Below are 24834 nucleotides of genomic sequence, written 5' to 3'. Positions count from 1 at the left end.
AGCCTGCGTAACCACGGAGAGCTCCCGGTCACGCCAGAAAGGACACAGCATGACTGAACCCGAGGTGATCATCGAGAAGCGTGATGGGCTCGGCCTGATCACGCTGAACCGGCCGAAGGCCATCAATGCGCTGAATCATCCGATGGCGCTGGCAATTCTGGACGCACTGCGTGCCTGGGCCACCGACGACGAGGTGCGCACCGTGGTGCTCACCGGCGCGGGGGAGCGCGGACTGTGCGCGGGCGGCGATATCGTCGCCATCCACACTGATGCGAAGAACGCGGTCGCCGAGGGGAATTCGGCACAGGCCGATTCGCCCAGCGGCAAGTTCTGGCGCGACGAGTACATTCTCAATGCGCTCATCGGCAGCTATCCGAAGCCGTACGTCGCGGTGATGGACGGCATCGTGATGGGCGGCGGCGTCGGCCTTTCCGGCCACGCCAGCCATCGCATCGTGACCGAACGGTCCAAGGTCGGGATGCCGGAGACCGGTATCGGCTTCATTCCCGATGTGGGCGGCACCTACCTGCTCTCGCGCGCACCCGGCGAGATCGGCACCCATATCGCGCTGACCACCGCGCGGATGAGCGCCGGTGATGCCATCGCGGCCGGATTCGCCGACTACTACGTACCTTCCGAGCAGCTCCCAGCCCTGTTGGAGGCATTGCGCACCGCTGACGCCGAGGTCGCCATCGCCAAATTCGCCCAGGCAGCCCCGGCATCCGACCTCGAGGCACAGCAGGAATGGATCGACGCCTGTTACAGCGCCGATACGGTCGAGGAGATCGTGGCGCGATTGCAGGACCTCGATGCGCCCGAGGCCGCCAAGGCCGCCCAGGATGTGCTGTCGAAATCGCCGGTGGCACTGAAGGTCACACTGCGCTCGCTGCGCAATGCGCGCCGGGCCGCGAGCCTCGAAGAAGTGCTCAACGAGGAGTACCGCGTGTCGGTGGCCTCGCTGTGCACCCACGACCTGGTGGAGGGCATTCGCGCCCAGGTCATCGACAAGGATCGCAATCCGCAGTGGTCCCCGGCGACGCTCGCCGATGTCACCACGGCCGATGTGGATGCCTACTTCGCCGAACTCGGCGACAAGGAACTGGGGCTGAACGCTCCGAAGGAGCAGTAGTGAGTACTGAAAACGCTTCGGCCGCCAAGAAGGTCGGCTTCCTCGGTCTCGGCCATATGGGCGGACCCATGGCCGCCAATCTGGTGAAAGCCGGATATGAGGTCCTCGCCTTCGATCCGGTGCCCGCCGCACAGGAGCAGGCCCGCCGCGACGGTGCGACCGTCGTCGATACCGCGAGTTGGGCTGCGGCCGAGGCGGATATCGTCATCACCATGCTGCCCATCGGCCGCATTGTGCTCGATGTCTACGCCGACGCCCTCGCGGCCGCGAAGCCCGGCACCCTGTTCATCGACTGTTCCACCATCGATGTCGCCGACGCCAAGGAGGCGGCGGAACGGGCTGCGGCAGCTGGACATCGGGCCGTGGACGCCCCCGTCTCCGGTGGTGTGGCGGGTGCGACCGCCGGCACCCTCACCTTCATGGTGGGTGGCGCGGCGGCGGACTTCGCCGATGCCCTGCCGCTGCTGGACGTGATGGGCGGCAAGGTGGTGCACTGCGGTGGTGCGGGTGTGGGCCAGGCCGCCAAGATCTGCAACAACATGATCCTGGGTATCTCCATGATCGGTCTGTCGGAGGCCTTCGTGCTCGGGGAGAAATTGGGGCTGAGCCACGAGAAGTTCTTCGATGTGGTGTCGACGGCCTCCGGCCAGTCCTGGGCGCTTACCTCGTACTGTCCGGTTCCCGGTCCGGTACCGACCAGCCCGGCGAACAATGACTACCAGCCGGGATTCGCGACCGGGCTGATGCACAAGGACCTGGGTCTGGCGGCGAATGCCTTGCAGGCCAATGGGGTGGATGGACAGATCGGTCTGCTCGCCGCGGAGATCTACAACCGCTTCAACCAGGACGAAGCGGGCAAGGATTTCTCCGCTATCGTGACCGATATTCGCAAGCGATCCGGAGGAGAAAACGCGTGAGTGACTTCGAGACCATTCTGCTGGAGCGTAAGGGGCGCGTCGCCCTCATCACGCTCAACCGGCCGAAGGCCCTCAATGCGCTGAACTCGCAGGTGCTCACCGATATCTCCGCCGCGCTCGACGAACTCGAGCACGACAATGAGATCGGCGCGGTCGTGCTCACCGGATCCGAGCGCGCCTTCGCGGCGGGCGCGGATATCAAGGAGATGCAGAGCAAGTCCTATATGGACATGTTCCTCACCGACCACTTCGCCGGATGGGACCGCCTCACCGCCTTCCGCAAGCCCCTCATTGCCGCGGTCGCGGGCTACGCCCTCGGCGGCGGCTGCGAACTGGCCATGATGTGCGACATCCTGCTGGCGGCCGATACCGCCAAATTCGGTCAGCCGGAAATCAAACTCGGTGTCATCCCGGGCATGGGCGGCTCGCAGCGCCTCACCCGCGCCGTCGGCAAGGCCAAGGCCATGGACCTCATCCTCACCGGCCGCAATATGGACGCCGAAGAGGCCGAGCGCGCGGGCCTGGTCTCGCGCATCGTCCCCGCCGCCGACCTGGTCTCGACCGCCCTCGAGGTGGCCGACACCATCGCCGCCATGTCGCTGCCGTCGGCCATGATCGCCAAGGAAGCCGTCAATCGCTCCTTCGAAACCACCCTCGGTGAGGGCCTGCGTTTCGAGCGCCGCGTCTTCCACTCGCTGTTCGCGACCGAGGATCAGAAGGAAGGCATGAACGCCTTCGTCGAGAAGCGCCCGGCGGACTTCACGAACAAGTAGGGATTTCACACTCTGTGATCTCGTGCCCCCGTTGCTGACGCAACGGGGGCACGACGGGGAGTGGGTACGGTGATCGCGTGCCCGTCATTGAAGGTGCTGGGGCACGATGGGGAGTGGCCGTGCGGCCGGGGATGCTGAAACCGGTCAGCCGCCGACCTTGGGGGGTTCCACCACTTCGACCGGGCTGGCGGGGGTTCCGGTGCCGCCTTCTTCGGGGGTGCGGTCCACCGCGAGGACGCCCGCGATGGTGCCGCCGAGGGTGGCGGTGACGGCCAGGGCCGCTACCAGTTTGCGGCGGGATACCGGTTCGTCGGATGTGCGGAGCGATTTGATCGGGGCGAAACGGACACTGCGCACGCGGCGGGCGGAGGGGCGTTCGGCGGACAGCAGGACCGCGCCGCGTGCGGAGACGAATTCTGGTTCCGGGTCGTAGATGAGTGGTATGTCCAGTTGTTGGGCCAGTTCGTCGCGAATGCTGGGGGTGCGGGTGCAACCACCGAGAAGGGCCATGGCGGTCGGGTGTATGCCCGTCTCATCGACCATCTGACGGACGAACGAGGCCGAATGGTGGATTCCGGCTTCGACCAGATCGGCGAAATCGCTGCGGGTAATCACGGCCCGGCGGCCCGAGATCGGGTCGCAGACGGTAATCACCCGATCGGTGCCCAGCGCCTCCTTGTATCGGCGGCTGGTCGGCAGATCCACACCCACCCCGCCACGGGCCAGCAGCCAGCGCAGCAGTGCGTCATGGCCGTCGCCGCCGAGCACCGTACTGCGTTTGGTGGCCAGAATGGCGTCGGTACGGCAGTCGATCTGCGTCAGGGTCAGTCCGGACGCGCCCAGGTCGTAGAGCAGCATCGAGCCGTCGGCGGGGAGGCGTCCGGTGAATCGTAGGTACCGCAGCTGCGCCACCGGCTCATCGATAACGGTGAGTCGATTGCGTCCGGCCGTCGTGCGCACCGACTCCGCATGCGAGGAGCACCGGCAGGTGGCGGCGATACCGGTAATGAACTCATCGCGCCGGGCGGCGGATTTGCGCATCAGGCGAATGGCCTCGAAGACCGACTCATCCACACCGCCGCCGGTGCGGCGCGGCACCTGGCAGCGGTCGATCGGGGGGAGGTGGGGCTGGTCGGAATGGGTCAGCATCGCGCGTGCGCCAGCGGCACCCGCCGATACGCCGAGGACCAGCACCATGGGTCAATGGTGAACCTTTTCCCGCTCGATGCCAAGACAATGACGCAGGAAAGTGGCTATCCGGATGCTGGACGGTTACTGCCCGGACCATCGCGTCGGTGTGTCGCCGGTGTCGAAGTCACCCGCGGCGCGTCGGAATTCCGTCAGCAACTCCAGCAACTGCTGTAAACGTTCCGGCGACAAACCTGGCTGCGCGAACACCTGCCGGTTCAGCGCGGTCGTCGCCTCGGCAACGAGTTGCCTTCCGGCATCGGTGATTTCAATCAGGGTCGCCCGTCGGTCGCTGGGGTGCGGCACCCGCTTCACCAGATCGGCCGCTTCCAGCCGATCGACGGTATTGGTCACCGACGTCGGGTGTACCTGTAAGCGCGCACTCGCCATGGCCATCGGCAGTGCACCCGTTTTGCTGAAACCGAGCAGCATCAGTAGCTCGTACCGCGAAAACGTCAACCCCGATGGCTTCAACGCCTCATCCACCCGAGCCATGACGATCTGTTGCGCCCGGACCAACGATGTCACCGCCGCCATGCCGTCGGCGACCTCGCCCCACCCGTGCTCGACCCACTGACGATGCGCCTCCTCGATCGGATCGAGTGGCAGGGGGCGTGGTCGAGACATGCCCCGATCATTCCATGTCCCTCGCCGATCCACCCGCACCCGGGAACCAACCGTTCGCTTCCGAGCCGACACCCTTCCGATCACCGTGATCGCAACCCTGGACCGGAGCTCGTGCACCCGGCACCATCGATTGCGAGGCGGGCGTGACCGAGTGGCCAGGTAGCGGTCTGCAAAACCGTATACGCGGGTTCGATTCCCGCCGCTCGCTCCGAGAGCCGGATATACATACCGGTATTCGAGCCCCCGTGGAGAAATCCGCGGGGGCTCGAACTTTTCGTCAGGTAGCCGCTACCGCAACTCGTCGGCCGAGCACACCTTCCAAGCCCCATCCTCTTCGCGGAGGTGCTGCTGGGCATTACTGGCCTGCGCGGCTTGCGGACTCGCGGTGGGAGCCATACTGCCGCGCACGGTGGCGGTGGCGCGGTCGCCGGTAATGGCGATGTCCTCGACAGCGTCGATGCTCACCGTGAATCGGTTGCGGTCCATGGCAGTTCGCTGGTCGGCGGGGATCGCCTCGAAATCGATGCGGTCCTGGGCACAGGCCGTGGTCACCGCCTGCGCGGGTCCACCGGCATTCAGTGCGTCGTAGAAATCGCGAATGGCGGTATCGATCCGCTGTGTGTCCGAAGGCGCCGGGTCGCCGCTGCGCAGGGCGATCCCGCCGACCACACCGGCGATCACGACCACGATGACAACCGATCCGGCGATCAATCCGGCACGTCGGGACCGGGGGAAATCGGGAGCCTGTTTGCTATCTGTTCGCTGATCGGATTCCGGTGGGCTGTACGTTTGTCCGCCGGGCGGAAGGCTCATCACGGTCCTGTCGATCGATCACCACGGAACATTCGCAGACTACGGCAAATCGGTGTCGATTCGACGGGGTGCGGGCCCCGGCCGCCGTATGAGACGGTACGTTGGTTAGCCAAACCTCAGGTCAGAGGTGCAGCGTGGCGAAAGGACAGTCATGACGGCAGCCCGATGGAAACTCGTATCCGGCGCGATCGCGGCGATCACCCTGCTGGCAGCTACGGCCTGCTCGAGTTCGTCCACCGACGATAACGAGATTCTGGTGTACAACGCCCAGCACGAATCGCTCACCAAGGAGTGGGCCGAGGCGTTCACCAGGGAAACCGGCATCAAGGTGAACCTGCGCCAGGGCGGTGACACCGACCTGGGTAACCAGCTCGTCGCCGAGGGCGGTGCGTCGCCCGCCGATGTCTTCCTCACCGAGAACTCCCCGGCCATGGCGCTGGTCGAAAACGCCGGGCTCTTCGCCGATCTCGACCCGCAGGCCCTCGACCAGGTTCCCGAGCAGTTCCGCCCCTCCACCGGCAAGTGGACCGGTGTCGCGGCGCGCTCAACCGTTTTCGTCTACAACACCGCCGACCTGCCCGCCGAAGAGGTCCCCGCCTCGCTGCTCGACCTGCAGAATCCGCAGTGGAAGGGCCGTTGGAGCGCAGGAGTTTCCGGCGCGGACTTCCAGGCCATTGTCGCCGGACTGCTGGAACTGAAGGGTGAGGACGTCACCCGTGCCTGGCTGAAAGGTATGAAGGACAACGCGATCGCGTCCCAGAACAATGTCACGACCATGAAGGGCGTGAATGCGGGACAGTTCGACGGCGGTGTCATCTACCACTACTACTGGTACCGCGATCAGGCCAAGACCAAGGAGAACAGCGGCAATACCGCGCTGCACTACTTCAAGAAGCAGGATCCGGGTGCCTTCGTCTCCATTTCCGGTGGCGGAGTGCTGGCTTCGAGTAAGAAGCAGGAGCAGGCGCAGCGCTTCATCGCGTTCATCGTCTCCCAGGCCGGTCAGGAAGTACTGCGGGACGGCAATTCCATGGAGTACCCGGTCGCCAGCGGCGTTTCCGCGAATCCCGCACTGCCGCCCCTGGATTCGCTCGAGGCTCCGAAGGTCGATCCGAGCAAGCTGAATGCCGAGAAGGTCAACGAGCTCATGACCGAGGCGGGCCTGCTCTAGCCATGGCGCTGCGGACCGCTGTAGCCACTCGGGCCGGCCGCCCCGGCCCGTTCGTCACGGGGGCCGCCCTGCTGCTGGTGGCGGCGACCTTCGTGCCGCTCGGCTATATCGTGTCCAACCTGTTCGCCACCGGTCTGCACGACACCGCGGATCTGATCTTCCGGCCCCGTGTCGGCGAATTGTTGCGCAATACCGTGAGTTTAGTGGTGCTCACGGTGCCGATTTGCGTGGTCGCCGGTATCGGGCTGGCCTGGATTGTGGAACGTACCGATGTGCCCGGGGCGGCTTGGTGGGGGCCGGTCTTCGTCGCCCCGCTGGCGGTGCCCGCCTTCGTGAACAGTTACGGGTGGGTGAGCGCTTTCCCGGCACTGCACGGGCTGGGGGCGGCCGTACTCATCGCCACCATGTCGTACTTCCCGCTGGTGTATCTGCCCGCCGCCGCCACCCTGCGCCGTCTCGATCCGGCGGTGGAGGAATCCGCGCGGGCGCTGGGCTCCGGGCAGGTGGCGGTGTTCTTCCGAATCGTGCTGCCGCAGTTGCGATTGGCGATTCTGGGCGGTGGCCTGCTCATCGCGCTGCACCTGCTCGCCGAGTACGGCGCGTTCGCGATGATCAGGTTCTCCACCTTCACCACCGCCATCTTCGAGCAGTACCAATCGAGTTTCGCCGGACCCGCCGCGAGCGGTCTGGCGAGCGTGCTGGTGGTGTGCTGCCTGGTGTTGCTGGCGGGCGAGGCGGCGGCGCGCGGGAATGCCCGCTACGCGCGCATCGGCAGCGGTGCGCCCCGCGCGGTCACCCGGATCCGCCTGGGGGCGAATACGGTTCCGGTCTGCACACTTCTGGCCGCGGCCGTGGTCGCGGCCCTGGGGGTACCGCTGTGGACCATTCTGCGGTGGCTGCTCCGGGGCGGTTCGACGATCTGGGATTGGGCCGATATCGGCGAATCCCTGGGGCAGACCCTAGGTTTGGCGATTACCGCCGCGCTGATCACGACCCTGTGTGCCTTTCCGGTCGCCTGGGTCGCGGTGCGCTCGGACACCACCTTCGCGCGAATGGTCGAGGGCGCCAACTACATCACCAGTTCATTACCCGGCATTGTCATCGCCCTGGCCATGGTGACGGTGACGATTCGCTGGTTTCCGGGCGTCTATCAGACGGCATTCACGGTACTGGCCGCCTACACCCTCATGTTCCTGCCGCGCGCGCTGGTGAGTGTGCGTGCCGGGCTCGCGCAGGTCCCCATCGGACTCGAGGAGGTGTCGCGCGCACTAGGTAAATCCGGCCCCGCCACCTTCTTCCGCGTCACCCTGCGGCTCACCGCCCCGGCCGCCGCGACCTCGGGCGCACTGGTGTTCGTGGCGGTGGCCACCGAACTCACGGCCACTCTCCTCTTGGCCCCCAACGGCACCCGTACGCTGGCCATGCGGTTCTGGTCGCTATCGAGCGAACTCGACTACGCGGCCGCCGCCCCGTACGCGCTCATCATGATCATTACTTCGGTGCCGGTCACCTATCTGCTGTTCACTCAATCCAGGAAGGCGGCCGGAGTATGAGTCGTCTTGTCGTCTCCCAGATTTCGAAGACCTTCGGTCGGACACAGGTGCTCGACGGCATCTCCCTGGAGGTCCCGGACGGTAGTTCCACCGCCGTGGTCGGCTCCTCCGGCTGCGGTAAGACCACCCTGCTGCGCGTTATCGCCGGATTCGAGACCCCCGATGCCGGATCAGTGGCCGTCGGCGCCGAAACCGTTGTCCGCGAGGGGTTCTCCATGCCTCCGAATCGCCGCAATATCGGCTACGTCGCCCAGGACGGCGCGCTTTTCCCTCATCTGACGGTCGGCCAGAACATCGCCTACGGCCTCAATGGCGGTCTGGCCGGACGCCGTCGTCACCAGGACCGGATCGCTGAACTTCTGGAGATGGTGTCGCTGGGCGCCGGCTACGCCGTCCGCCGCCCGCATGAGCTCTCCGGTGGCCAGCAGCAGCGCGTAGCACTCGCCCGGGCAATGGCCCGCAAACCCGAGATAATGCTGCTCGATGAACCGTTCAGCGCCCTTGACACCGGCCTGCGCGCCGCCACCCGCCAGGCGGTGGCCGATACCCTGCGCGCCGCGGGAATGACCAGCATTCTGGTCACCCACGACCAGGAGGAGGCGCTGTCCTTCGCTGATCAGGTCGCGGTGATGTGCACCGGCCGTTTCACCCAGGTCGGCTCGCCGGAACAGGTGTATGCCGCCCCCGCCGACCTGTTCACGGCTCAATTCCTCGGAGACTGTGTACTTCTCGACGGCGTGGTGGAATCCGGCGTGGCGGCGTGCGCGCTCGGTCGTGTCCCGGTGCAGGCCGGTGCGCCCGCCGCCGCGGTGCGGATCATGGTCCGTCCGGAACAGTTGGTGGCTCATATCGCGGCCCAGGGCGAACCCGGCACCGGTACCGTGCGCGGCGTCGAATTCCGGGGCGCGGATGTCATGCTCACCATCGTGCTCGACGGTATGTCCGATCCCATTCAGGTCCGCCGCGTCAGTGTCGGCGCGCCCGTGGCGGGGGACCGGGTGGATCTCGAAGTCCTCGGCGCGGCAGTCGCTTTCGACTCCGAACAAAGCGCTGCCGCCGGACGGCCTGTGGCAAGCTCTGCGGAGGCGCCGCTACTGACGCGGTGAAGAACTACGAGGAGTTCCCTTGCGCAACACGCTGATTGTCACCGCCCTGGCCACTATGCCGTTGCTGGGTGCGGCTTTGATCCCCGCCTCCGCCGCCGCGGAGGGACCCGGTGACAACTGGCTACGGGTCAGCGCCGCCCATGGCGCCGAGCTGTTCCCGATCGCCGATGTCACCGCCGATGTGGCCGATTGCGCGGGTACGTTCTTGGCCACGGTGACCACCGGCGCGGATGGCGTGGGCATCTACAACGCCTCGCCCGGCTGCTACCGGGTGACGCTCACGGCCCCGCCCGCGGGCTGCACCCTGGCGGGTGAACCGACCCAGCAGGTCGCGGTCATTCCGGGCATGATCCAGACCGCGAATTACACCTTCCGCTGCGCGTAGGCGCGGAGTTCGTTCGATACGGGGGTGTGCCCGCCTGCCCACGGGCACTTTCCCGTATTGCGGATTACGTTGTGCTGCGGAATTTCCGCACCGCAGCCTTCCCTGCAAGTGAACTATCCACTCGCGGACTTTCCGTGCCGGTTACTGGATGACCGCGCAGCTGCCACCCGAGGAGATGCCGCACATCAGGGTGGAGATGAGCCGGAGCAGGGCCTCGATCGGATTGTTCGGCACGGAGATCGGCGAAACCATGGGTCGCCCCTTTCTGTCGGGGTCACGGGTGTGACCGAGGGCTAGACCGTTCTCGACGGCCATCTTGTTACCCATAATCCATCGATAGGCGACAGAACTGACCGTCCGATGCTGACTAGACTCGGGGAGAGCAATTCCCCGGCAACAGTAATTTCGGCGGGTTCGGACACGGTTGGCTCGTTGTACCGCGATAGGCGTCGGATCACCGATGGGTAGGTAATGAGGTGGGCGCGAGGTTCGCGTTGGCACATCCGGTGAGAACGATCTCGATGCCGGACCTGCGTCGATACCAGCGTGCGATCGAAGTGGTGGCCGCGTTCTCCGGTGCCGCGCTCGCCGGCTTGTTACTGATGGCCCCGATCGATGTCGTCCGGACCGGCCAGGGGCCGGCGCTCCAGATGGACCTGCTGGTAATGAACGTGCCGCGCGCCGCCGCGGCCGGTGCGGTACTCGCGGTGGTGACCGCGGCGCTGGCGGTCGTCCTGGGCGTCCGCGCCGCCTGGATCACCGCATTGGGCAGTGCGGCGCTGCTGCTGACCGATCACCTCTGGGATCGGGATGCGGTGGCGACGGGCACGCTGACCACCGTCAACTACATCGACGCCATCTTCAGCGGCACCCTGCTGGGCGCGCTGGCCGTGGCGGCGCTGCGCAAGCCGGCATCCGCTCTGGCGTATCTCGCCGGGGCGCTCGCCAGCATTGTCTTCGGTGATCTCACCTCCCTACCCGCTGCCGAGGACATAGGCAGCTCCCTCATCGAATGGGCCTCCGGCGATACGCCGCCGCTGTGGTTGGTCCTGCTCGCGGTGGTATCCATCGCTCTCGCGACCGCCGCACACCGGCGTGAGTCGGTGCCGTTGCGGTCCGAGACAGCGGACCTTCCGCTCGGCCCGATCGCGGCGGGGCTGCTGGTGATCACCTCCACCTCATTCGCCGCCGAGTGGATCGCCCGACACGCCGTCACCGTCCCCAATATCGCCGGGGTGGTTGTCATTACGACGATTGTGGTCAGCGTGGCGGCGCTGCTGCTGCCCGGCCGCGACGGGACACTGGTGCTGCTGGCGGTCGCCGTGGCGAATGCGGGCAGTGCCATCGTGGCCGTGCCGCGCCCGGACTGGAGTATGCCGATCCCGATCGTCGTGGTCGCCGCGGGGCTGTGGCTCGGTCGGCGCTGGCCGACGCCGTGGGCCGGGTTGGCGGCTTCCGCCGGGCTCGCGCTCTTCGCCGCGGCCACCACGACCAGTGGGCATGTCGACGCGGTGGTCGCGGTCGTCGGCGTTGTCGCGGTCTCGGCCGTTATCGGCTACTGTTTCGGCGCGGTGACTCCGCGTGCGGTGCCGAGTTCGGTACTCGCGATCACGGTGCTGGTGGTGCCGTGCGTTGTAGTGGGGTTGCGGGGCAACAGTTTCGGGCGGGTGGCGTACTCGCCGCAGTGGTTCCGAGATCCCAGCAGCTATCTCTCGTCGGCCCCCGCCTGGGCGGCACTCGCGATAACCGCGGGATGCGCGATCGGATTGTGGGCCCTGCGGGCGCTGCGGCCCGAACGCGTCCAAGAGCCGACAAGCACGACCACCTAGGAACGAGGTCGCGAGATCGCCGCCCCGAGGTCGTCACGAGGTCGCCGCCGCGCCGCCTCCTCCCTGTCGCCGCCTCGTCGCCTTCGTCATTCCGGCGTGCTTTTGGCCGGAATCCACACCCCCGCAGCGGTGGATCCCGGCCAAAAGCATGCCGGGGTGGTGGGAGAGTGCGCGCCGGGATGGCGGAATGGTTCATGCGGGGCGGCGGGAGAATTGTTGTGCGGCAACCTCTATCGGCCGAATCGCGCGTCCACCCAGCCCAGTGCGTCGGCGTAGGAGGCTTCCAATACACCGCGATGGTCCGCGTCGGCATAGCCGCGGTATTCGACCGGAAGTCCAGCGGCCCGCTGCTGTGCCACCATGAGCTCGGTGGCGAGCGCGGGCACAGTGGTATCGGTCCTGCCCTGCAATACCAGCAGTGGTTGTTTGAAAGTCAGTGCGCTGGGGTCGTTTTCGGCGAGCACCCGGGCCAGAGCCGAAACATCCCCGGTACGGCTGAACACCTCGTCGGCGGGTAGTCCACCCCACTCGTCCTTATCGCGCAGTTGGCCGATGCATCCCGTATCCGCGAGCGGCAGCATGGAATTGGCGCGTTCGGTGAGGAAGCTGCCCGGGTCGATATCGGCGACGGTCTGCGCGCCGCGGATCATCAGGGGCAGGAAGGATGTCGCACCGCCGGTGAGTGGTCCCAGTGTCTGTGCCGCCCCGACCGTGCTGGCCAGCTGTGACGCCTGCACGCCGACGGCCTGATGTGAGGCGGGTGCCAGCGCGACCGCCCCGAGCAATCGCAGTTCCGGGGCCCAGGCCGACGCCTGCGCATTGGCGAATACCGCGGCCTGTCCACCCTGTGAATGGCCCACGGCCACCCATCGGGGACCGATCTCGGCGTCGATCTGCCGTGCCGCCAGGGCCATATCGGTAACCGCGCGCTGTTCGGCCGTACCGATCAGATAGCCGTGCGGTCCGGGTGTACCCAGCCCCTGGTAGTCGGTCTGCGCCACCGCGTATCCGGCCCGTACCCACCGCGCGTGCACCTGACGGACCAGTGCGGTGTAGTCGTGCGCCGGATAGTCGGCGGAGGTGTCGCGGGTCGGCGCGCAGTGATCGGCCACGCCGGTGGTGCCGTGCGCCCAGGAGATGAGTGGCCAGCCGCCGGGTGGCGGTGTGCTGTCGGGTACCGACACCAGGCCCGACACGGCTACCGTGCTGCCCCGCATATCCACGGATCGATACAGCACCAGATAGTTCCGTGCACCCGGGATGCCGGGTTCGCCGTCCACCGGCCGCATATGGATCACCGATCCGTGCGGTCCGGCCAGTTGATCGTCGGGCGCGCTGTAGAAGGCGGCGGGGTCGAAGCCGTTCACGGCGTGCGCGGCAGCCGTGGACGTATTCAGGATGCCGGTGGATATATTCAGCACGCTCGCGGCCGCTACGACGACCGCCATGGCCAGCGTCCGCCACCCGCGTCGACGAGCTATCGGCGCTCGCGCCGCGAAGTCGATCTCGGTGCCGGACATGACGTGAACATACCGCCCAGGACGCCCGTTTTTGCGCTGACAAGCCGGGCGTGCCCCGGATCGACGCTGCCGCGAAGCGTCCGTCAGGGGCCCGCGCCATGGCTGAATCATGCTGTGCCGCTGGTCTACTCGATAATTGGCCGGGCCCCTCCTGAACAGCAGGATGGAGCCGTCGGGTTCGGCTGCACCCCGCAAGGCCGATTCGAGCGTGGAGAATTGCCGTTATCGTCGAGCCCGACGGTCGCGAGCTGCGACGCCACAGTGGATGGAGTGTGCCAACGCACAGGGTCTGGCTGTGCGCCGCGCAGACCGTCGTCAAGGCTCACCGCTGGCGCACCACTCGGATGACGGTGACCCGACTCGAGCAGGCGCTCGTTACGCGGGCAGAGATCGGTCAGGCGTAGGGCGCGCTCATGGCCCGTGCACGGGTGCGCCGACGAAGCCTTCGCGAAACCGCCCCCTCGCAACGCGAGAACGTCGAGGGCCATACGCCCGCTCGGCGACTACTCGATTCGCTTGGATCGGCCGAGTGACGCTCGTCGATCAGACAGTCGTAGATAAGACCAAGGCCCGGACCGTGATTCACGGTCCGGGCCTTGATCGTGGTGCCCTCGGCAGGATTCGAACCTGCGACCTCTTGCTCCGGAGGCAAGCGCTCTATCCCCTGAGCTACGAAGGCGGGGATATGAGTCCGGGCGGGTGATCCGCTCGGGCGGGGAAAGCGTATCGCATTGCTCGCCGCAGGCCAAAAACTGGCGTGGACCGGGTGTTTGGGCACCCGGTCCACGCTGGTCGTACCAGTGAAACGCCTGGTCAGTTCATCGGCAGGGCGGAAGCGCCTCGGTCGGTGAGCATTTGCGCGATCAACTCGGCCTCGCCCTGCTGGGTTTTCACCATGCTCGCGGCGAGGGCGCGCACCCCATTGGTTTCGGCGCGGTCGGCGGCGAACTCGATCATGGCCATACCGCCCTGGTGGTGGCGCAGCATGAGTTGCAGGAACATCACATCGAGCGCGGGGCCGGTGGCCTCACGCAGCTTGTTCAGCTCGGCCTGCGTGGCCATACCGGGCATGGCCGGAACCGGGCCGGTGTGCTGCTCGTTCTGACCGCCACCGTGATGGCTCGAACCCTCGGTACCGGTAATCCAGCCCATGTAGCCACCGCTCGGCAGGAGCGGTTCATCCCACAGCTGGAGCCATGCCTGCATCCGCCCGGCCTGATTCTGCTGGGTGGTGAGAATGTCGTAGGCGAGGCCCTTCACCGCGGGATCGGTGGAATTGCTGAGCGCCACCGCTGACATCTCCACGGCCTGGGTGTGGTGCACCGACATATCCTGGCTGAACCCGATATCCACCGCGCTCGGCGCTGGATCGGACCGGCCGTCCAAGGGAATTCGCACGAAGACGCCGAGGGCGAAACCGATCAGCAGAACGCCGATCACACCCAGTATCAGCAGCGCGGTCCGCTGGCTCGGGCGTGCGGGGGCTGCCGCGGCCGGATTCTCCGCAGCCGGATGCTCCGAACCCGAATCATCGGCGTCGTCGCCGGGCACGAGCGGCGGCATCACTGGCCCGGTGCGGGCTGGTCGGCCGGCTGCTCCGGCGCGGGGGCATCGGTCGGCGCCGGGATGTTCTGGACGCCGTCCGGCAGGCCGGACAGACCCTCCAGACCCTCCAGACCCTCGAGGCCGGGGATGCCCTCCAGACCCGGAATGCCGGACAGTCCGCCACCGAGTTCGGTGGGATCGGTGGTCGAACCCTGGCTCGCGCCCTTACCGTCCATGCCCACCGCGTCCGGGCCGGGCGCGCTCGGGTCGAACGGCGGGGGATTGACCGGATCGAAGGTCGGGTTGGAGCAGCTGGCGCCCACCTCCGGGTAGGTGTTCTCGTTCAGGCGCAGATCCTTGATGAACCGGTCCACCCGGGCGTCATCGGCCTTGTCCACCTTCAGCTGATGGCCCCAGGCCTGCAGCGAGATGGGCGAATCCAGGCCCGGATACGGCGACATGAGCGTGTACGGCTGGTTCTCGACCTTCTTCTTCAAGGTCTCGATGGCGGCCGCGTCCGCGCTGTCGGGGTTGTAGGTCACCCATACGGCGCCATGCTCGAGCGAATGCACGGCACTCTCGGTGCGAATGGCCTTCTCGTACACCACACCGGTGCAGGCCGCCCACGAACTGTCGTGCGGACCACCGAACGCCGGGGTCTGGTCGTAGGCCACCCGCTGCGTCGCGGGCACGTGCTGACCGGCCGGATACTCCTTCTTGACCACACCGTCGATATACGCGGACGGGTTCTTCAGCTCTTCCTTCGCGTGGTACTTCGGTACCAGATACGCGGCGAGTGCGCCGATGAGCGCGACCACCACCACGACGGCACCGATGGTCGCCCACGGAATGTGGCGCTTGGGCAGCTTGCTGCCCTTACCGCCGCCCTTGCGCAGCGACGGGGAGGACTTGCTCGCCGCCTTGATGGCTTTGGCCGACTTGGCACTGGTTCCGCTCGGCATCGCTTGTTGTGCTCTTTTCGACGTATCGGACAATCACACGAGGCGGCATCCGCGATGCCGCGTCGTTTGCTGGGCGCCTGCCCGTGAGGTGCCCGCGCGCGGCGTACACCTGCTCAGACCATAGGATAGTGACTCGTGACTCCAGCTGACCTTGCAGATCTCCTTCGCGCGACCGCTGCGAAGGTACTTGTCGAACACGGATCCGACCCTTCGGTCCTGCCCGACGAGGTCAAGGTGGAGCGCCCCCGCAACCCTGAGCATGGTGACTATGCCACGAATGTGGCCATGCAGGTAGGGAAGAAGGCGGGATTCAATCCGCGCGATTTCGCGAATTGGCTGGCCGAAGCGCTGTCGGCCACCGAAGGTATTGATGTCGCCGAGGTCGCGGGCCCGGGCTTCCTGAATATTCGCCTGGCCAAGTCCGCCCAGGGCGTGATCATTACCAAGATCCTGGACGCGGGGGAGAACTTCGGTACCGCCGCCACCCTCACCGGAACCAAGATCAACCTGGAATTCGTCTCGGCCAACCCCACTGGACCGATCCACCTCGGCGGTACCCGCTGGGCCGCCGTCGGTGACGCACTGGGCCGGATTCTCGTCTCCCAGGGCGCGGACGTGACCCGCGAGTACTACTTCAACGACAATGGCGCGCAGATCGACCGCTATGCGAAATCTCTCGTCGCGGCCGCGCTCGGACAGCCGACGCCGGAGGACGGCTACGCGGGCGCCTACATCGGCGAGATCGCCGCCAATGTCGTGAAGGCGAATCCGGGCGTGCTGGAACTGGCCGAGGCGCAGCGGCACGAGATCTTCCGCCGTGACGGCGTCGAGCTCATGTTCGCGCATATCAAGCAGACGCTGCACGACTTCGGCACCGACTTCGACGTGTACTTCAACGAGAGCTCGCTCTTCGCCTCCGGCGCGGTGGACAAGGCCCTCGAAACCCTGAAGTCGTCCGGGAACCTGTACGAGAAGGACGGCGCGTGGTGGATCGCCTCCACCGAGTACGGCGATGACAAGGACCGCGTGGTCATCAAGAGCGATGGCACCTCGGCCTACATCGGCGGCGATATCGCGTACTTCCAGAACAAGCGCTCGCGTGGCTTCGATCTGTGCATCTACATGCTCGGTGCCGACCACCACGGGTACATCGGGCGTCTGAAGGCCGCCGCCGCGGCGTTCGGCGACGACCCGAACTCCGTCGAGGTGCTCATCGGCCAGATGGTGAACCTCGTCAAAGACGGTGCCGCCGTGAAGATGTCGAAGCGCGCGGGCACCGTGATCACCCTCGACGACCTGGTCGAGGCCATCGGCGTGGACGCGTCCCGCTACTCGCTCGTGCGGTCCTCGGTGAACTCCAGCATCGATATCGATATCGACCTGTGGACCAAGCAGGACAGCGTCAACCCGGTCTACTACGTGCAGTACGCGCATGCCCGCACCTGCGCCATCATGAAGAACGCGGCAGATCTCGGATTCGATTCGGCGACACCGGATCTGGGTCTGATGGTCTCCGATCGCGAGGGCGAACTCATTCGCACGCTGGGGGAATACCCGCGCGTGGTCGCGGCCGCCGCCGAACTGCGCGAACCGCATCGCATCGTCCGCTACCTCGAAGATCTGGCCGGTGTCTATCACCCCTTCCAGTCCGATAAGGAGATGCGGGTCCTCCCACTGGGCGATGAGCCCGTCTCCCCGCTGAACGCCGCTCGCCTCGAGCTGGTCAAGGCAACCCGTCAAGTTCTCGCCAATGGCCTCGGCCTGCTAGGCGTCTCTGCCCCGGAGCGTATGTAATGAGTGCACATCCCGCCGGACCTCGCCACGCGGATATCCCGCACGCCCCGAATCTGCCGGAGCGCCCGAGTGATCCGCAGCAGCTGATCGACCTGCCCGCGAATGTATGGCCGCGCAACGCCACCCGCGATGCCGAGGGCGTGGTGCGCCTCGCGGGCGTGCCGGTACACGAGCTGGCCGCCGAATTCGGCACCCCGCTGTTCGTCATCGACGAGGACGACTTCCGTTCCCGCTGCCGGGATATGGTCAGCGCCTTCGGCCCAGGTGCGAAGGTGCACTACGCCTCCAAGGCCTTCCTGTGCGGTGAGATCGCCCGCTGGATCCGTGACGAGGGACTGTCTCTGGACGTCTGCTCCGGCGGTGAGCTCGCCGTGGCGCTCAACGCTGGTTTCCCGGCCGAGCGAATCGCCTTGCACGGCAACAATAAATCGCTGGCCGAGCTGGAGGCCGCCGTGGCCAGCGGTGTCGGCCATGTCGTACTCGACTCGCTCATCGAGATCGAACGCCTGGAGGCTGTGGCCAATAGCGCGGGCAAGGTGCAGGACGTCCTCGTTCGAGTCACCGTCGGCGTGGAAGCCCATACGCATGAATACATTTCGACCGCGCACGAGGATCAGAAGTTCGGCTTCTCCATTGCCAGCGGCGATGCCATCCAAGCGATTGCTCGCGTCTTCGAGTCGCCGAATCTGCGAATGGTGGGTCTGCACAGCCATATCGGCTCGCAGATCTTCGATATCGACGGCTTCGAGATCTCGACCCGGCGCATGCTCGGCGTGCTGCGCGAGGCAGTCGACAAGTTCGGCGCCGAGCGTGCCGCGCAGATCAAGATCCTGGATCTCGGTGGCGGCCTGGGTATTTCGTACCTGCCGCACGACGATCCGCCGCCGCTGGACGAGTTCGCCACCAAGCTGGACCACATTGTCACCGAGGAGGCGGCGCACGCCGGTCTGCCGAAGCCGATTATCGCGGTGGAGCCGGGGCGCGCCATCGCGGGTCCGGGCACCGTCACCCTCTACGAAGTCGGCACCACCAAGGATGTCACCCTCGACGGTGGAAACCGCCGCCGCTACGTCTCCGTCGACGGCGGTATGAGCGACAACATCCGACCCGCGCTGTATCAGGCGGAGTACGACTGCCGATTGGTATCACGTACCAGCGACGCCGGTGCCGTGGTTGCGCGTGTGGTCGGAAAGCACTGCGAGAGCGGGGATATCGTCATCCGTGATACCTGGCTCCCGGCCGATGTCGGCCCCGGCGACCTGGTCGCGGTGGCAGCTACCGGCGCGTACTGCTATTCGATGTCGAGCCGCTACAACATGCTCACCAGGCCTGCTGTGGTCGCGGTGCGAGACGGTAAGGCGCGTTTGATCCTCCGCCGCGAAACTGTGGAGGACCTACTGAGCTTGGAGGTGAAGGCATGAATGAGGTCGCGAACAACGCTGCTAAGAGTGGCGTGTGGGGAGTGGATCGTCCGATCGGGGTCGCCGTGCTCGGCATGGGCACCGTCGGTGCGGAGGTCGTGCGCATTCTGCGCGACCACGCCGAGGACCTGCGCAACCGCGTCGGCGCTCCCGTCGTGCTGCGCGGTGTGTCCGTGCGCAACCTCGACAAGGACCGTGGTCTGCCGGCCGAGCTGCTGACCACCGATTCCGAATCCCTGGTCGCCCGTGCCGATGTCGACATCGTGATCGAGCTGATGGGCGGTATCGAACCGGCCCGCGGGCTGATCAAGGCCGCGCTCGACGCGGGCAAATCGGTTGTCACCGCCAATAAGGCGCTGCTCGCCGTCTACACCGGCGAATTGGCGGCCTCGGCCGAAAACAACCGTGCGGACCTGTATTTCGAGGCCGCTGTCGCCGGTGCCATTCCGGTTGTCCGCCCGCTCATCCAGTCGCTGTCCGGCGACCGGGTGAACAAGGTGGTGGGAATCGTCAACGGCACCACCAACTTCATCCTCTCCGCCATGGCCGAGACCGGCGCGGACTACCACGACGTACTCGCCGAGGCGACCCGCCTGGGCTACGCCGAGGCCGATCCGACCGCCGATGTCGAGGGCTACGATGCCGCCGCCAAGGCCGCGATTCTCGCGTCTGTGGCATTCCACACCCGCGTCACCTCCGCCGATGTCTACCGCGAGGGTATCTCCAAGATCACGTCGGAGGATCTGGAAACCGCCGCCGCCGTCGGCTGCACCGTGAAGCTGCTCGCCATCTGCGAGCGCGTCACCGAGGGGCCGGAGGAGGGCGGTAAGGAGAGCATCTCGGTGCGCGTCTATCCGGCGCTCATCCCGCGCAAGCATCCCCTCGCCGCGGTCAACGAGGCGTACAACGCCGTGGTCGTGGAGGCCGAGAACGCCGGCCGCCTGATGTTCTACGGCCAGGGTGCGGGCGGCGCGCCGACCGCCTCGGCGGTCATGGGCGATCTGGTCATGGCGGCGCGCAACAAGTTCTACGGTGGCCGCGCGCCGGGCGAATCGGTTTATGCTGAGCTGCCGATCGCGTCGATCGGGGAGACACCGACCCGCTACCACGTGAATCTGCAGGTTGCCGACCGCGCGGGCGTGTTGGAAGCGGTGGCGGGCGAATTCGCCAAACACGGCGTCAGCATTTCGACGGTCCGCCAGGAAGGTCACGACGACGTGGGCGCACGCCTGGTCGTGGTGACCCACCACGCACAGGAATCGGCCCTGGCCGATACCGTGGCCGCGTTGGCCGAACTGGACTCCGTCACATCCGTGACCAGCGTTCTGAGATTGGAAGGCACCGAGGAATGAGTACGACTGCGCGGAGCGCCGCCGCGGCGGGCCGCGAATTCAGCCCGGCTACCCCGTGGCCCGGTTTGATCACCGCGTACCGGGATCGTCTTCCCGTGCCCGCTGATTGGGAGCCGGTCACCCTGTTCGAGGGCGGCACCCCGCTGGTGGCCGCGCATCACCTGTCGGAGCTGACCGGCTGTGAGGTCTACCTCAAGGTCGAGGGTGCCAACCCCACCGGTTCCTTCAAGGACCGCGGCATGACCATGGCCATGACCGACGCCAAGTACTCCGGCAAGACGGCCGTGCTGTGCGCGTCCACCGGCAACACCTCGGCTTCGGCCGCCGCCTACGCCACCCGGGCCGGCCTGCACTGCGCGGTGCTCATCCCGCAGGGCAAGATCGCCATGGGCAAGCTGGCGCAGGCGGTCATGTTGGGCGCCAAGATTATTCAGGTCGAGGGCAATTTCGACGACTGCCTCGAACTGGCTCGCAAGGTCACCGCCGAATTCCCCGAGGTCGGCCTGGTGAACTCGGTCAACCCGGCGCGGATCGAGGGGCAGAAGACGGCGGCCTTCGAAATCGTGGATGCTCTGGGCAAGGCCCCCGACGTGCATGTGCTGCCGGTCGGCAATGCCGGAAATATCACCGCGTACTGGAAGGGCTACGGCGAGTACTATGCCGACGGCACCTCCACCTCGCGCCCGCGCATGCTGGGTGTGCAGGCCGCGGGTGCCGCGCCGCTGGTCAATGGCGCTCCGGTCAAGAACCCGGAGACCGTCGCGACCGCCATTCGCATCGGTGCGCCCGCTTCGTGGAATGCCGCGATGGCCGCCAAGGAGGAGTCCGGCGGCGCGTTCCGTGCGGCCACCGACGAGGAGATCCTCGCCGCGTACCGCCTGGTCGCGGCCACCGAGGGTGTTTTCGTGGAGCCCGCCTCCGCCGCCTCGGTCGCCGGTCTGCTCGCCGCCCGCAAGGAAGGCTGGCTCGATTCCGGGCTCACCGTCGTCTGCACGGTGACCGGTAATGGACTCAAGGATCCCGACAATGCCCTCGCGGGTATGCCGGAGGTCAAGCCGATCGCGGTCGACCCGATCGCGGTGGCCCACGCACTCGAGTTGGCCTGACTTGAGCTCGCGCGAAGGTCAAGTAATGACCAGGACCCTCCCCGCTGATCTCACCGTCACGGTGCGGGTCCCGGCGTCCAGCGCCAATCTGGGTCCGGGATTCGACTCCCTCGGCATCGCTCTCGGGCTCTACGACGAGATCACAGTGCGTACCACCGGTTCCGGTCTGAGCATCCGGGTGGAGGGTGAGGGGGCCGACGATGTGCCCTGGGGCCCAACGCATCTGGTGGTGCGCGCCATCGAACGTGGACTGGAGTTCGCGGGCCTCTGGGCGGACGGTCTGGATGTGGTGTGCCGCAATGTGATTCCACATTCACGCGGATTGGGATCCTCGGCCTCGGCGGTGGTGGGCGGTTTGGCCGCGGGGCGTGGTCTGGCCGCCAAATTCGATGCGGAGCTCGGCTTCGGCGATGACGTTCTGGTGCAACTGGCTTCGGAATTCGAGGGACATCCCGACAATGCCGCGGCCAGTGTGCTGGGTGGAATCGTGGTGTCGTGGACCGAAACCGACCGGCCGGCCGATCTCGCGGTGGGTGCGGTCGGAAACGGGGTGGGTGTCCACCACACCCGTGACTACCGTGCCGTTCGATTGACCGCGCACGAGTCGTTGCGTCCGGTGGTTCTGATTCCCACCGAGCGCTCGTCCACCGCGCACACCCGCGGATTGCTGCCCGACACGGTGCCGCACGCGGACGCCGCCTTCAATGCCAGCCGTGCCGCGCTGGCGGTAGTGGCCTTGACGCAGCGTCCCGACCTGCTGCTGCCCGCCACCGCCGACCGGCTACATCAGGGCTATCGGGCGTCGGCGCTGCCGCTGACCACCAAATGGATCGAACTGCTGCGTGCGGCCGGAATCGCGGCCACCGTATCGGGCGCGGGGCCCACGGTATTGGCGCTGGGTACCGGCGAATTCCCCGCGGAACTGCGGGAACTCGCGGCCGCGGACGGTATGCGGGTGGTCGAGCCCGGTATCGCCGACGGCGTCCTGGTGGACTGAACGAATATCCGTATTGCCGGATTGACAGCGTGCCTGCCTTGCCCATGTGATTGGCGGGAGCTATCCTGAGCACGTCCGTACATCGTGCGCGTCAGACGCCGGTGCTTCATCAGGGCAATCGCTCCAGAGGCTCCTTGCTCAGGCTCGAGGCTTTTCGAGCTTCGAACTTGGGGGTAGCCAGTCAACTGGAATGATCTCTCCCACCTTTTGCAGTCGGTGGCGAAGCCCAGTAGTCGGTGGCGAAAACCACGCAGGTCAGAACCTATCGATCCGGCGGGGCAGTCGGTACGGCATCCGAGTCCGGCATACGACCGGATTGCAGGAGAAACCCTCGAACAGGCACACGGCAGTCGAGGGAAGGAAAGGATTTCCGTGACAGATACGGACCTGCTCGCGACACCCGGGGTGGAAAGCAATTCGGTTTCCTCGGGCGAGCGCGAAAGTGACTCCGGACAGATTTCGAAGATGAGTGAACATACCGACGTCGCACGATCGGGGCTGACTGGAATGTTGTTGCCGCAGTTGCGCGCGCTTGCAGGAGAACTCGGAATCCGAGGTACCTCCGGAATGCGCAAGGGTGATCTCATCGCCGCCATCAAGGAGAACCAGTCCGGCGGGGCCAAGGCCGCCGCTGCGGGGAAGCCTGCCAAGGGCCGGGGTGAGAAGGCCAAGGCCGCGGAAGCGGAGTCGACCGGAGCCGCTACGGCGGAGCCGGGGACCACCGACGCCGTGGCCAGCAAGGGTGCGGATGCCGCGCCGACCGGTGGGGAGTCCGGATCGGCCAAGGCCGACGCCCCCGCCAAGGCCGCGAAGGCCGAGAATGAGGCCGCGCCGAAGAACGATGCCGCGCCGGTGAACGCCGACGCTGCGCGGGAGTCGAAGCGCGACGAGAACAGTGGCGAAGACGGTGGCCGTGAGGGCCAGCGTGGTCGTGGGCGCCAGCGTCGTGGTCGTGAGCAGCGTGCTGCCGCCACGAACAGCGCAGTGGCCGAAGGGACTTCGAACGAAGCGCCCGCGAGCGAGGCGAAGGCCGAGCCGGAGGGCGAGCGTCGCCGTGACCGCAACCAGGGCGGTGAGCGCAACCAGCAGGCTGGTGAGCGCAACCAGGGCTCCGAGCGTGGTGACCGTAGTGAGCGTAGTGAGCGTGGTGACCGCAATCAGGGCGGTGACCGCCAGGGCCGCGATCGCAACCAGCAGAACGGTGGCCAGCAGAACGGCACCGCTCGTCGCGATGATCGTCGCGATGACGACGACGAGGGTGAGGGCCGTGGCCGTCGTGGCCGTCGGTTCCGGGAGCGTCGTCGTGGCCGCGACCGCGATGGTGGCACCGCCAGCGGCACGGGCGAGGCACGCGAGATGGAGATCCGCGAGGACGATGTCCTGCAGCCCGTCGCCGGTATTCTCGATGTGCTCGACAACTACGCGTTCGTGCGCACCTCCGGCTATCTGGCCGGACCGAACGACGTGTACGTGTCGATGAACCTGGTCCGCAAGAACGGCCTGCGCCGCGGTGACGCCATCACCGGCGCCGTCCGTGCGCCCCGGGATGGCGATCAGAGCAATCAGCGGCAGAAGTTCGATCCGCTGGTGCGACTGGATTCCATCAATGGTTCCGATATCGAATCCGCCAAGCGTCGGCCGGAATTCAATAAGCTGACCCCGCTGTACCCGAATCAGCGACTGCGGCTGGAAACCCAGCCGAACAAGCTGACGACCCGCGTGATCGATCTGATCATGCCGATCGGTAAGGGTCAGCGCGCGCTGATCGTGTCGCCGCCCAAGGCCGGTAAGACCACGATCATGCAGGACATCGCGAATGCGATCGCCGTCAACAACCCCGAGTGCTACCTCATGGTCGTCCTGGTGGACGAGCGTCCCGAGGAAGTGACCGATATGCAGCGCTCCGTGCGCGGCGAGGTCATCGCCTCGACGTTCGACCGTCCGCCGAGCGATCACACCTCGGTCGCCGAGCTCGCCATCGAGCGTGCCAAGCGTCTGGTGGAAATGGGTCAGGACGTCGTCGTGCTGCTCGACTCGATCACTCGACTGGGTCGTGCGTACAACAACTCGTCCCCGGCGTCGGGTCGAATCCTCTCCGGTGGTGTGGATTCCACCGCGCTGTACCCGCCCAAGCGGTTCCTCGGCGCGGCCCGCAATATCGAGAACGGCGGCTCGCTGACCATTATCGCCACGGCGATGGTGGAGACCGGTTCCACCGGTGACACGGTGATCTTCGAAGAGTTCAAGGGCACCGGCAATGCCGAGCTCAAGCTCGACCGCAAGATCGCCGAGCGCCGCGTCTTCCCGGCGGTCGACGTCAACCCGTCCGGCACCCGCCGCGACGACCTGCTCATGCAGCCCGATGAGGCGGCGGTACTGCACAAGCTGCGGCGCGTGCTGTCCGGCCTGGACTCACATCAGGCGATCGATCTGCTGATCGACCGGTTGAAGAAGTCGAAGAGCAACGCCGAGTTCCTGATGTCGGTTTCCAAGACCGCACCAGGTGCGATGGACGAGTAGCTCTGGTAGTTCGGCACGAATGCCGAAAGCAGCGAGGCGGCTCCGCTACGGCGGAGCCGCCTCGCTGCGTTGTGCAGTGAATAGAAGCGTGCCAACTGATCTCGCAAGTGTCGGGGTAACTCACCG

General features: G+C 66.4%; 22 protein-coding genes and 2 tRNA genes. 16 read left to right on the top strand and 8 right to left on the bottom strand.

Going from position 1 to position 24834, the window contains the following annotated elements:
- The first annotated feature begins 49 nt into the window (after positions 1-49).
- From NU1_RS36115 to NU1_RS36105, 3 genes are read left to right on the top strand one after another with little or no spacing between them, the layout of a single operon-like run.
- Positions 50-1129: an enoyl-CoA hydratase/isomerase family protein gene (locus NU1_RS36115; RefSeq protein WP_067528702.1), complete on the top strand. Its 1080-nt coding sequence runs from the start codon at positions 50-52 to the stop codon at positions 1127-1129.
- Entirely contained in the window at positions 1129-2046 is a 918-nt protein-coding gene (gene mmsB, locus NU1_RS36110; protein WP_084522130.1) for a 3-hydroxyisobutyrate dehydrogenase, read from the top strand. Before NU1_RS36115 ends, mmsB begins: the two co-directional genes overlap by 1 nt.
- Positions 2043-2819 carry an enoyl-CoA hydratase gene (locus NU1_RS36105; protein ID WP_067528700.1) on the top strand — a complete coding sequence of 259 codons (777 nt, stop codon included), beginning with the start codon at positions 2043-2045 and terminating at the stop codon, positions 2817-2819. Before mmsB ends, NU1_RS36105 begins: the two co-directional genes overlap by 4 nt.
- A gap of 144 nt (positions 2820-2963) precedes the next feature.
- Here the strand turns inward: NU1_RS36105 and NU1_RS36100 are convergent, their stop codons facing one another.
- Complete coding sequence (locus tag NU1_RS36100; protein ID WP_067528698.1) at positions 2964-4016, bottom strand: Hsp70 family protein; 1053 nt, start codon at positions 4014-4016, stop codon at positions 2964-2966.
- Between the two features lie 75 nt (positions 4017-4091).
- Entirely contained in the window at positions 4092-4634 is a 543-nt protein-coding gene (locus NU1_RS36095; RefSeq protein ID WP_067528696.1) for a MarR family winged helix-turn-helix transcriptional regulator, read from the bottom strand.
- 137 nt (positions 4635-4771) lie between these two features.
- Between NU1_RS36095 and NU1_RS36090 the strand changes: the two genes are divergently transcribed.
- Positions 4772-4842 (top strand) — tRNA-Cys (locus NU1_RS36090).
- An 80-nt stretch (positions 4843-4922) separates the two neighbouring features.
- Here the strand turns inward: NU1_RS36090 and NU1_RS36085 are convergent.
- Complete coding sequence (locus tag NU1_RS36085) at positions 4923-5447, bottom strand: Rv0361 family membrane protein (RefSeq protein ID WP_067528694.1); 525 nt, start codon at positions 5445-5447, stop codon at positions 4923-4925.
- A gap of 151 nt (positions 5448-5598) precedes the next feature.
- Here NU1_RS36085 and NU1_RS36080 point away from each other — a divergent pair, with 151 nt between their 5' ends.
- From NU1_RS36080 to NU1_RS36065, 4 genes are read left to right on the top strand one after another with little or no spacing between them, the layout of a single operon-like run.
- On the top strand, positions 5599-6618 hold the full coding sequence (locus tag NU1_RS36080; RefSeq protein ID WP_067528692.1) for an iron ABC transporter substrate-binding protein: 1020 nt from the start codon (positions 5599-5601) through the stop codon (positions 6616-6618).
- Between the two features lie 2 nt (positions 6619-6620).
- Positions 6621-8171: an ABC transporter permease gene (locus tag NU1_RS36075; protein ID WP_067528691.1), complete on the top strand. Its 1551-nt coding sequence runs from the start codon at positions 6621-6623 to the stop codon at positions 8169-8171.
- The gene (locus NU1_RS36070; protein WP_084522129.1) at positions 8168-9277 is read left to right on the top strand and encodes an ABC transporter ATP-binding protein; all 1110 of its coding nucleotides are present in this window, start codon (positions 8168-8170) and stop codon (positions 9275-9277) included. The genes NU1_RS36075 and NU1_RS36070 overlap by 4 nt, the downstream gene beginning before the upstream one ends.
- Positions 9278-9296: 19 nt before the next feature.
- Positions 9297-9662, top strand: coding sequence for a prealbumin-like fold domain-containing protein (locus NU1_RS36065; protein WP_067528689.1), 366 nt, complete (start codon positions 9297-9299; stop codon positions 9660-9662).
- Between the two features lie 141 nt (positions 9663-9803).
- On the opposite strand, the gene NU1_RS36060 is transcribed toward NU1_RS36065, so the two are convergent.
- Positions 9804-9989, bottom strand: coding sequence for a hypothetical protein (locus tag NU1_RS36060; protein ID WP_067528688.1), 186 nt, complete (start codon positions 9987-9989; stop codon positions 9804-9806).
- Between the two features lie 194 nt (positions 9990-10183).
- On the opposite strand from NU1_RS36060, the gene NU1_RS36055 reads away from it, so the two are divergent.
- Positions 10184-11491: a hypothetical protein gene (locus NU1_RS36055; protein WP_067528687.1), complete on the top strand. Its 1308-nt coding sequence runs from the start codon at positions 10184-10186 to the stop codon at positions 11489-11491.
- Positions 11492-11721: 230 nt separating this feature from the next.
- Here the strand turns inward: NU1_RS36055 and NU1_RS36050 are convergent, their stop codons facing one another.
- Positions 11722-13011 (bottom strand): alpha/beta hydrolase family protein, encoded by a 1290-nt coding sequence (locus tag NU1_RS36050; RefSeq protein WP_169815190.1) that lies wholly within the window; start codon positions 13009-13011, stop codon positions 11722-11724.
- A 272-nt stretch (positions 13012-13283) separates the two neighbouring features.
- Between NU1_RS36050 and NU1_RS43910 the strand changes: the two genes are divergently transcribed.
- Positions 13284-13415 carry a hypothetical protein gene (locus NU1_RS43910; protein ID WP_281221288.1) on the top strand — a complete coding sequence of 44 codons (132 nt, stop codon included), beginning with the start codon at positions 13284-13286 and terminating at the stop codon, positions 13413-13415.
- Between the two features lie 199 nt (positions 13416-13614).
- Here the strand turns inward: NU1_RS43910 and NU1_RS36045 are convergent.
- From NU1_RS36045 to NU1_RS36035, 3 genes are all read right to left on the bottom strand, one after another.
- Positions 13615-13690 (bottom strand) — tRNA-Arg (locus NU1_RS36045).
- Positions 13691-13824: 134 nt separating this feature from the next.
- The gene (locus tag NU1_RS36040) at positions 13825-14574 is read right to left on the bottom strand and encodes a DUF305 domain-containing protein (RefSeq protein ID WP_067528685.1); all 750 of its coding nucleotides are present in this window, start codon (positions 14572-14574) and stop codon (positions 13825-13827) included.
- Entirely contained in the window at positions 14574-15518 is a 945-nt protein-coding gene (locus tag NU1_RS36035; RefSeq protein WP_067528684.1) for a thioredoxin-like domain-containing protein, read from the bottom strand. Before NU1_RS36035 ends, NU1_RS36040 begins: the two co-directional genes overlap by 1 nt.
- 135 nt (positions 15519-15653) lie before the next feature.
- Here NU1_RS36035 and argS point away from each other — a divergent pair, with 135 nt between their 5' ends.
- The 6 genes from argS to rho all read left to right on the top strand — a co-directional run bounded on the left by argS (position 15654) and on the right by rho (position 24708).
- Positions 15654-17312 (top strand): arginine--tRNA ligase, encoded by a 1659-nt coding sequence (argS, locus tag NU1_RS36030; RefSeq protein WP_067528682.1) that lies wholly within the window; start codon positions 15654-15656, stop codon positions 17310-17312.
- Positions 17312-18733, top strand: coding sequence for a diaminopimelate decarboxylase (gene lysA / locus NU1_RS36025; RefSeq protein WP_067528681.1), 1422 nt, complete (start codon positions 17312-17314; stop codon positions 18731-18733). The genes argS and lysA overlap by 1 nt, the downstream gene beginning before the upstream one ends.
- Positions 18730-20085: a homoserine dehydrogenase gene (locus NU1_RS36020; RefSeq protein WP_067528680.1), complete on the top strand. Its 1356-nt coding sequence runs from the start codon at positions 18730-18732 to the stop codon at positions 20083-20085. Before lysA ends, NU1_RS36020 begins: the two co-directional genes overlap by 4 nt.
- The gene (gene thrC / locus NU1_RS36015) at positions 20082-21191 is read left to right on the top strand and encodes a threonine synthase (RefSeq protein ID WP_067528679.1); all 1110 of its coding nucleotides are present in this window, start codon (positions 20082-20084) and stop codon (positions 21189-21191) included. Before NU1_RS36020 ends, thrC begins: the two co-directional genes overlap by 4 nt.
- A 25-nt stretch (positions 21192-21216) precedes the next feature.
- Complete coding sequence (gene thrB / locus NU1_RS36010) at positions 21217-22188, top strand: homoserine kinase (RefSeq protein WP_067528677.1); 972 nt, start codon at positions 21217-21219, stop codon at positions 22186-22188.
- Between the two features lie 372 nt (positions 22189-22560).
- Positions 22561-24708 (top strand): transcription termination factor Rho, encoded by a 2148-nt coding sequence (gene rho, locus NU1_RS36005; RefSeq protein WP_067528675.1) that lies wholly within the window; start codon positions 22561-22563, stop codon positions 24706-24708.
- Positions 24709-24834: the final 126 nt, after the last annotated feature.

The organism is Nocardia uniformis NBRC 13702 (assembly GCF_001613345.1).
GTDB lineage: Bacteria > Actinomycetota > Actinomycetes > Mycobacteriales > Mycobacteriaceae > Nocardia > Nocardia uniformis.
This window is presented reverse-complemented; position numbering and strand designations above follow the sequence as displayed.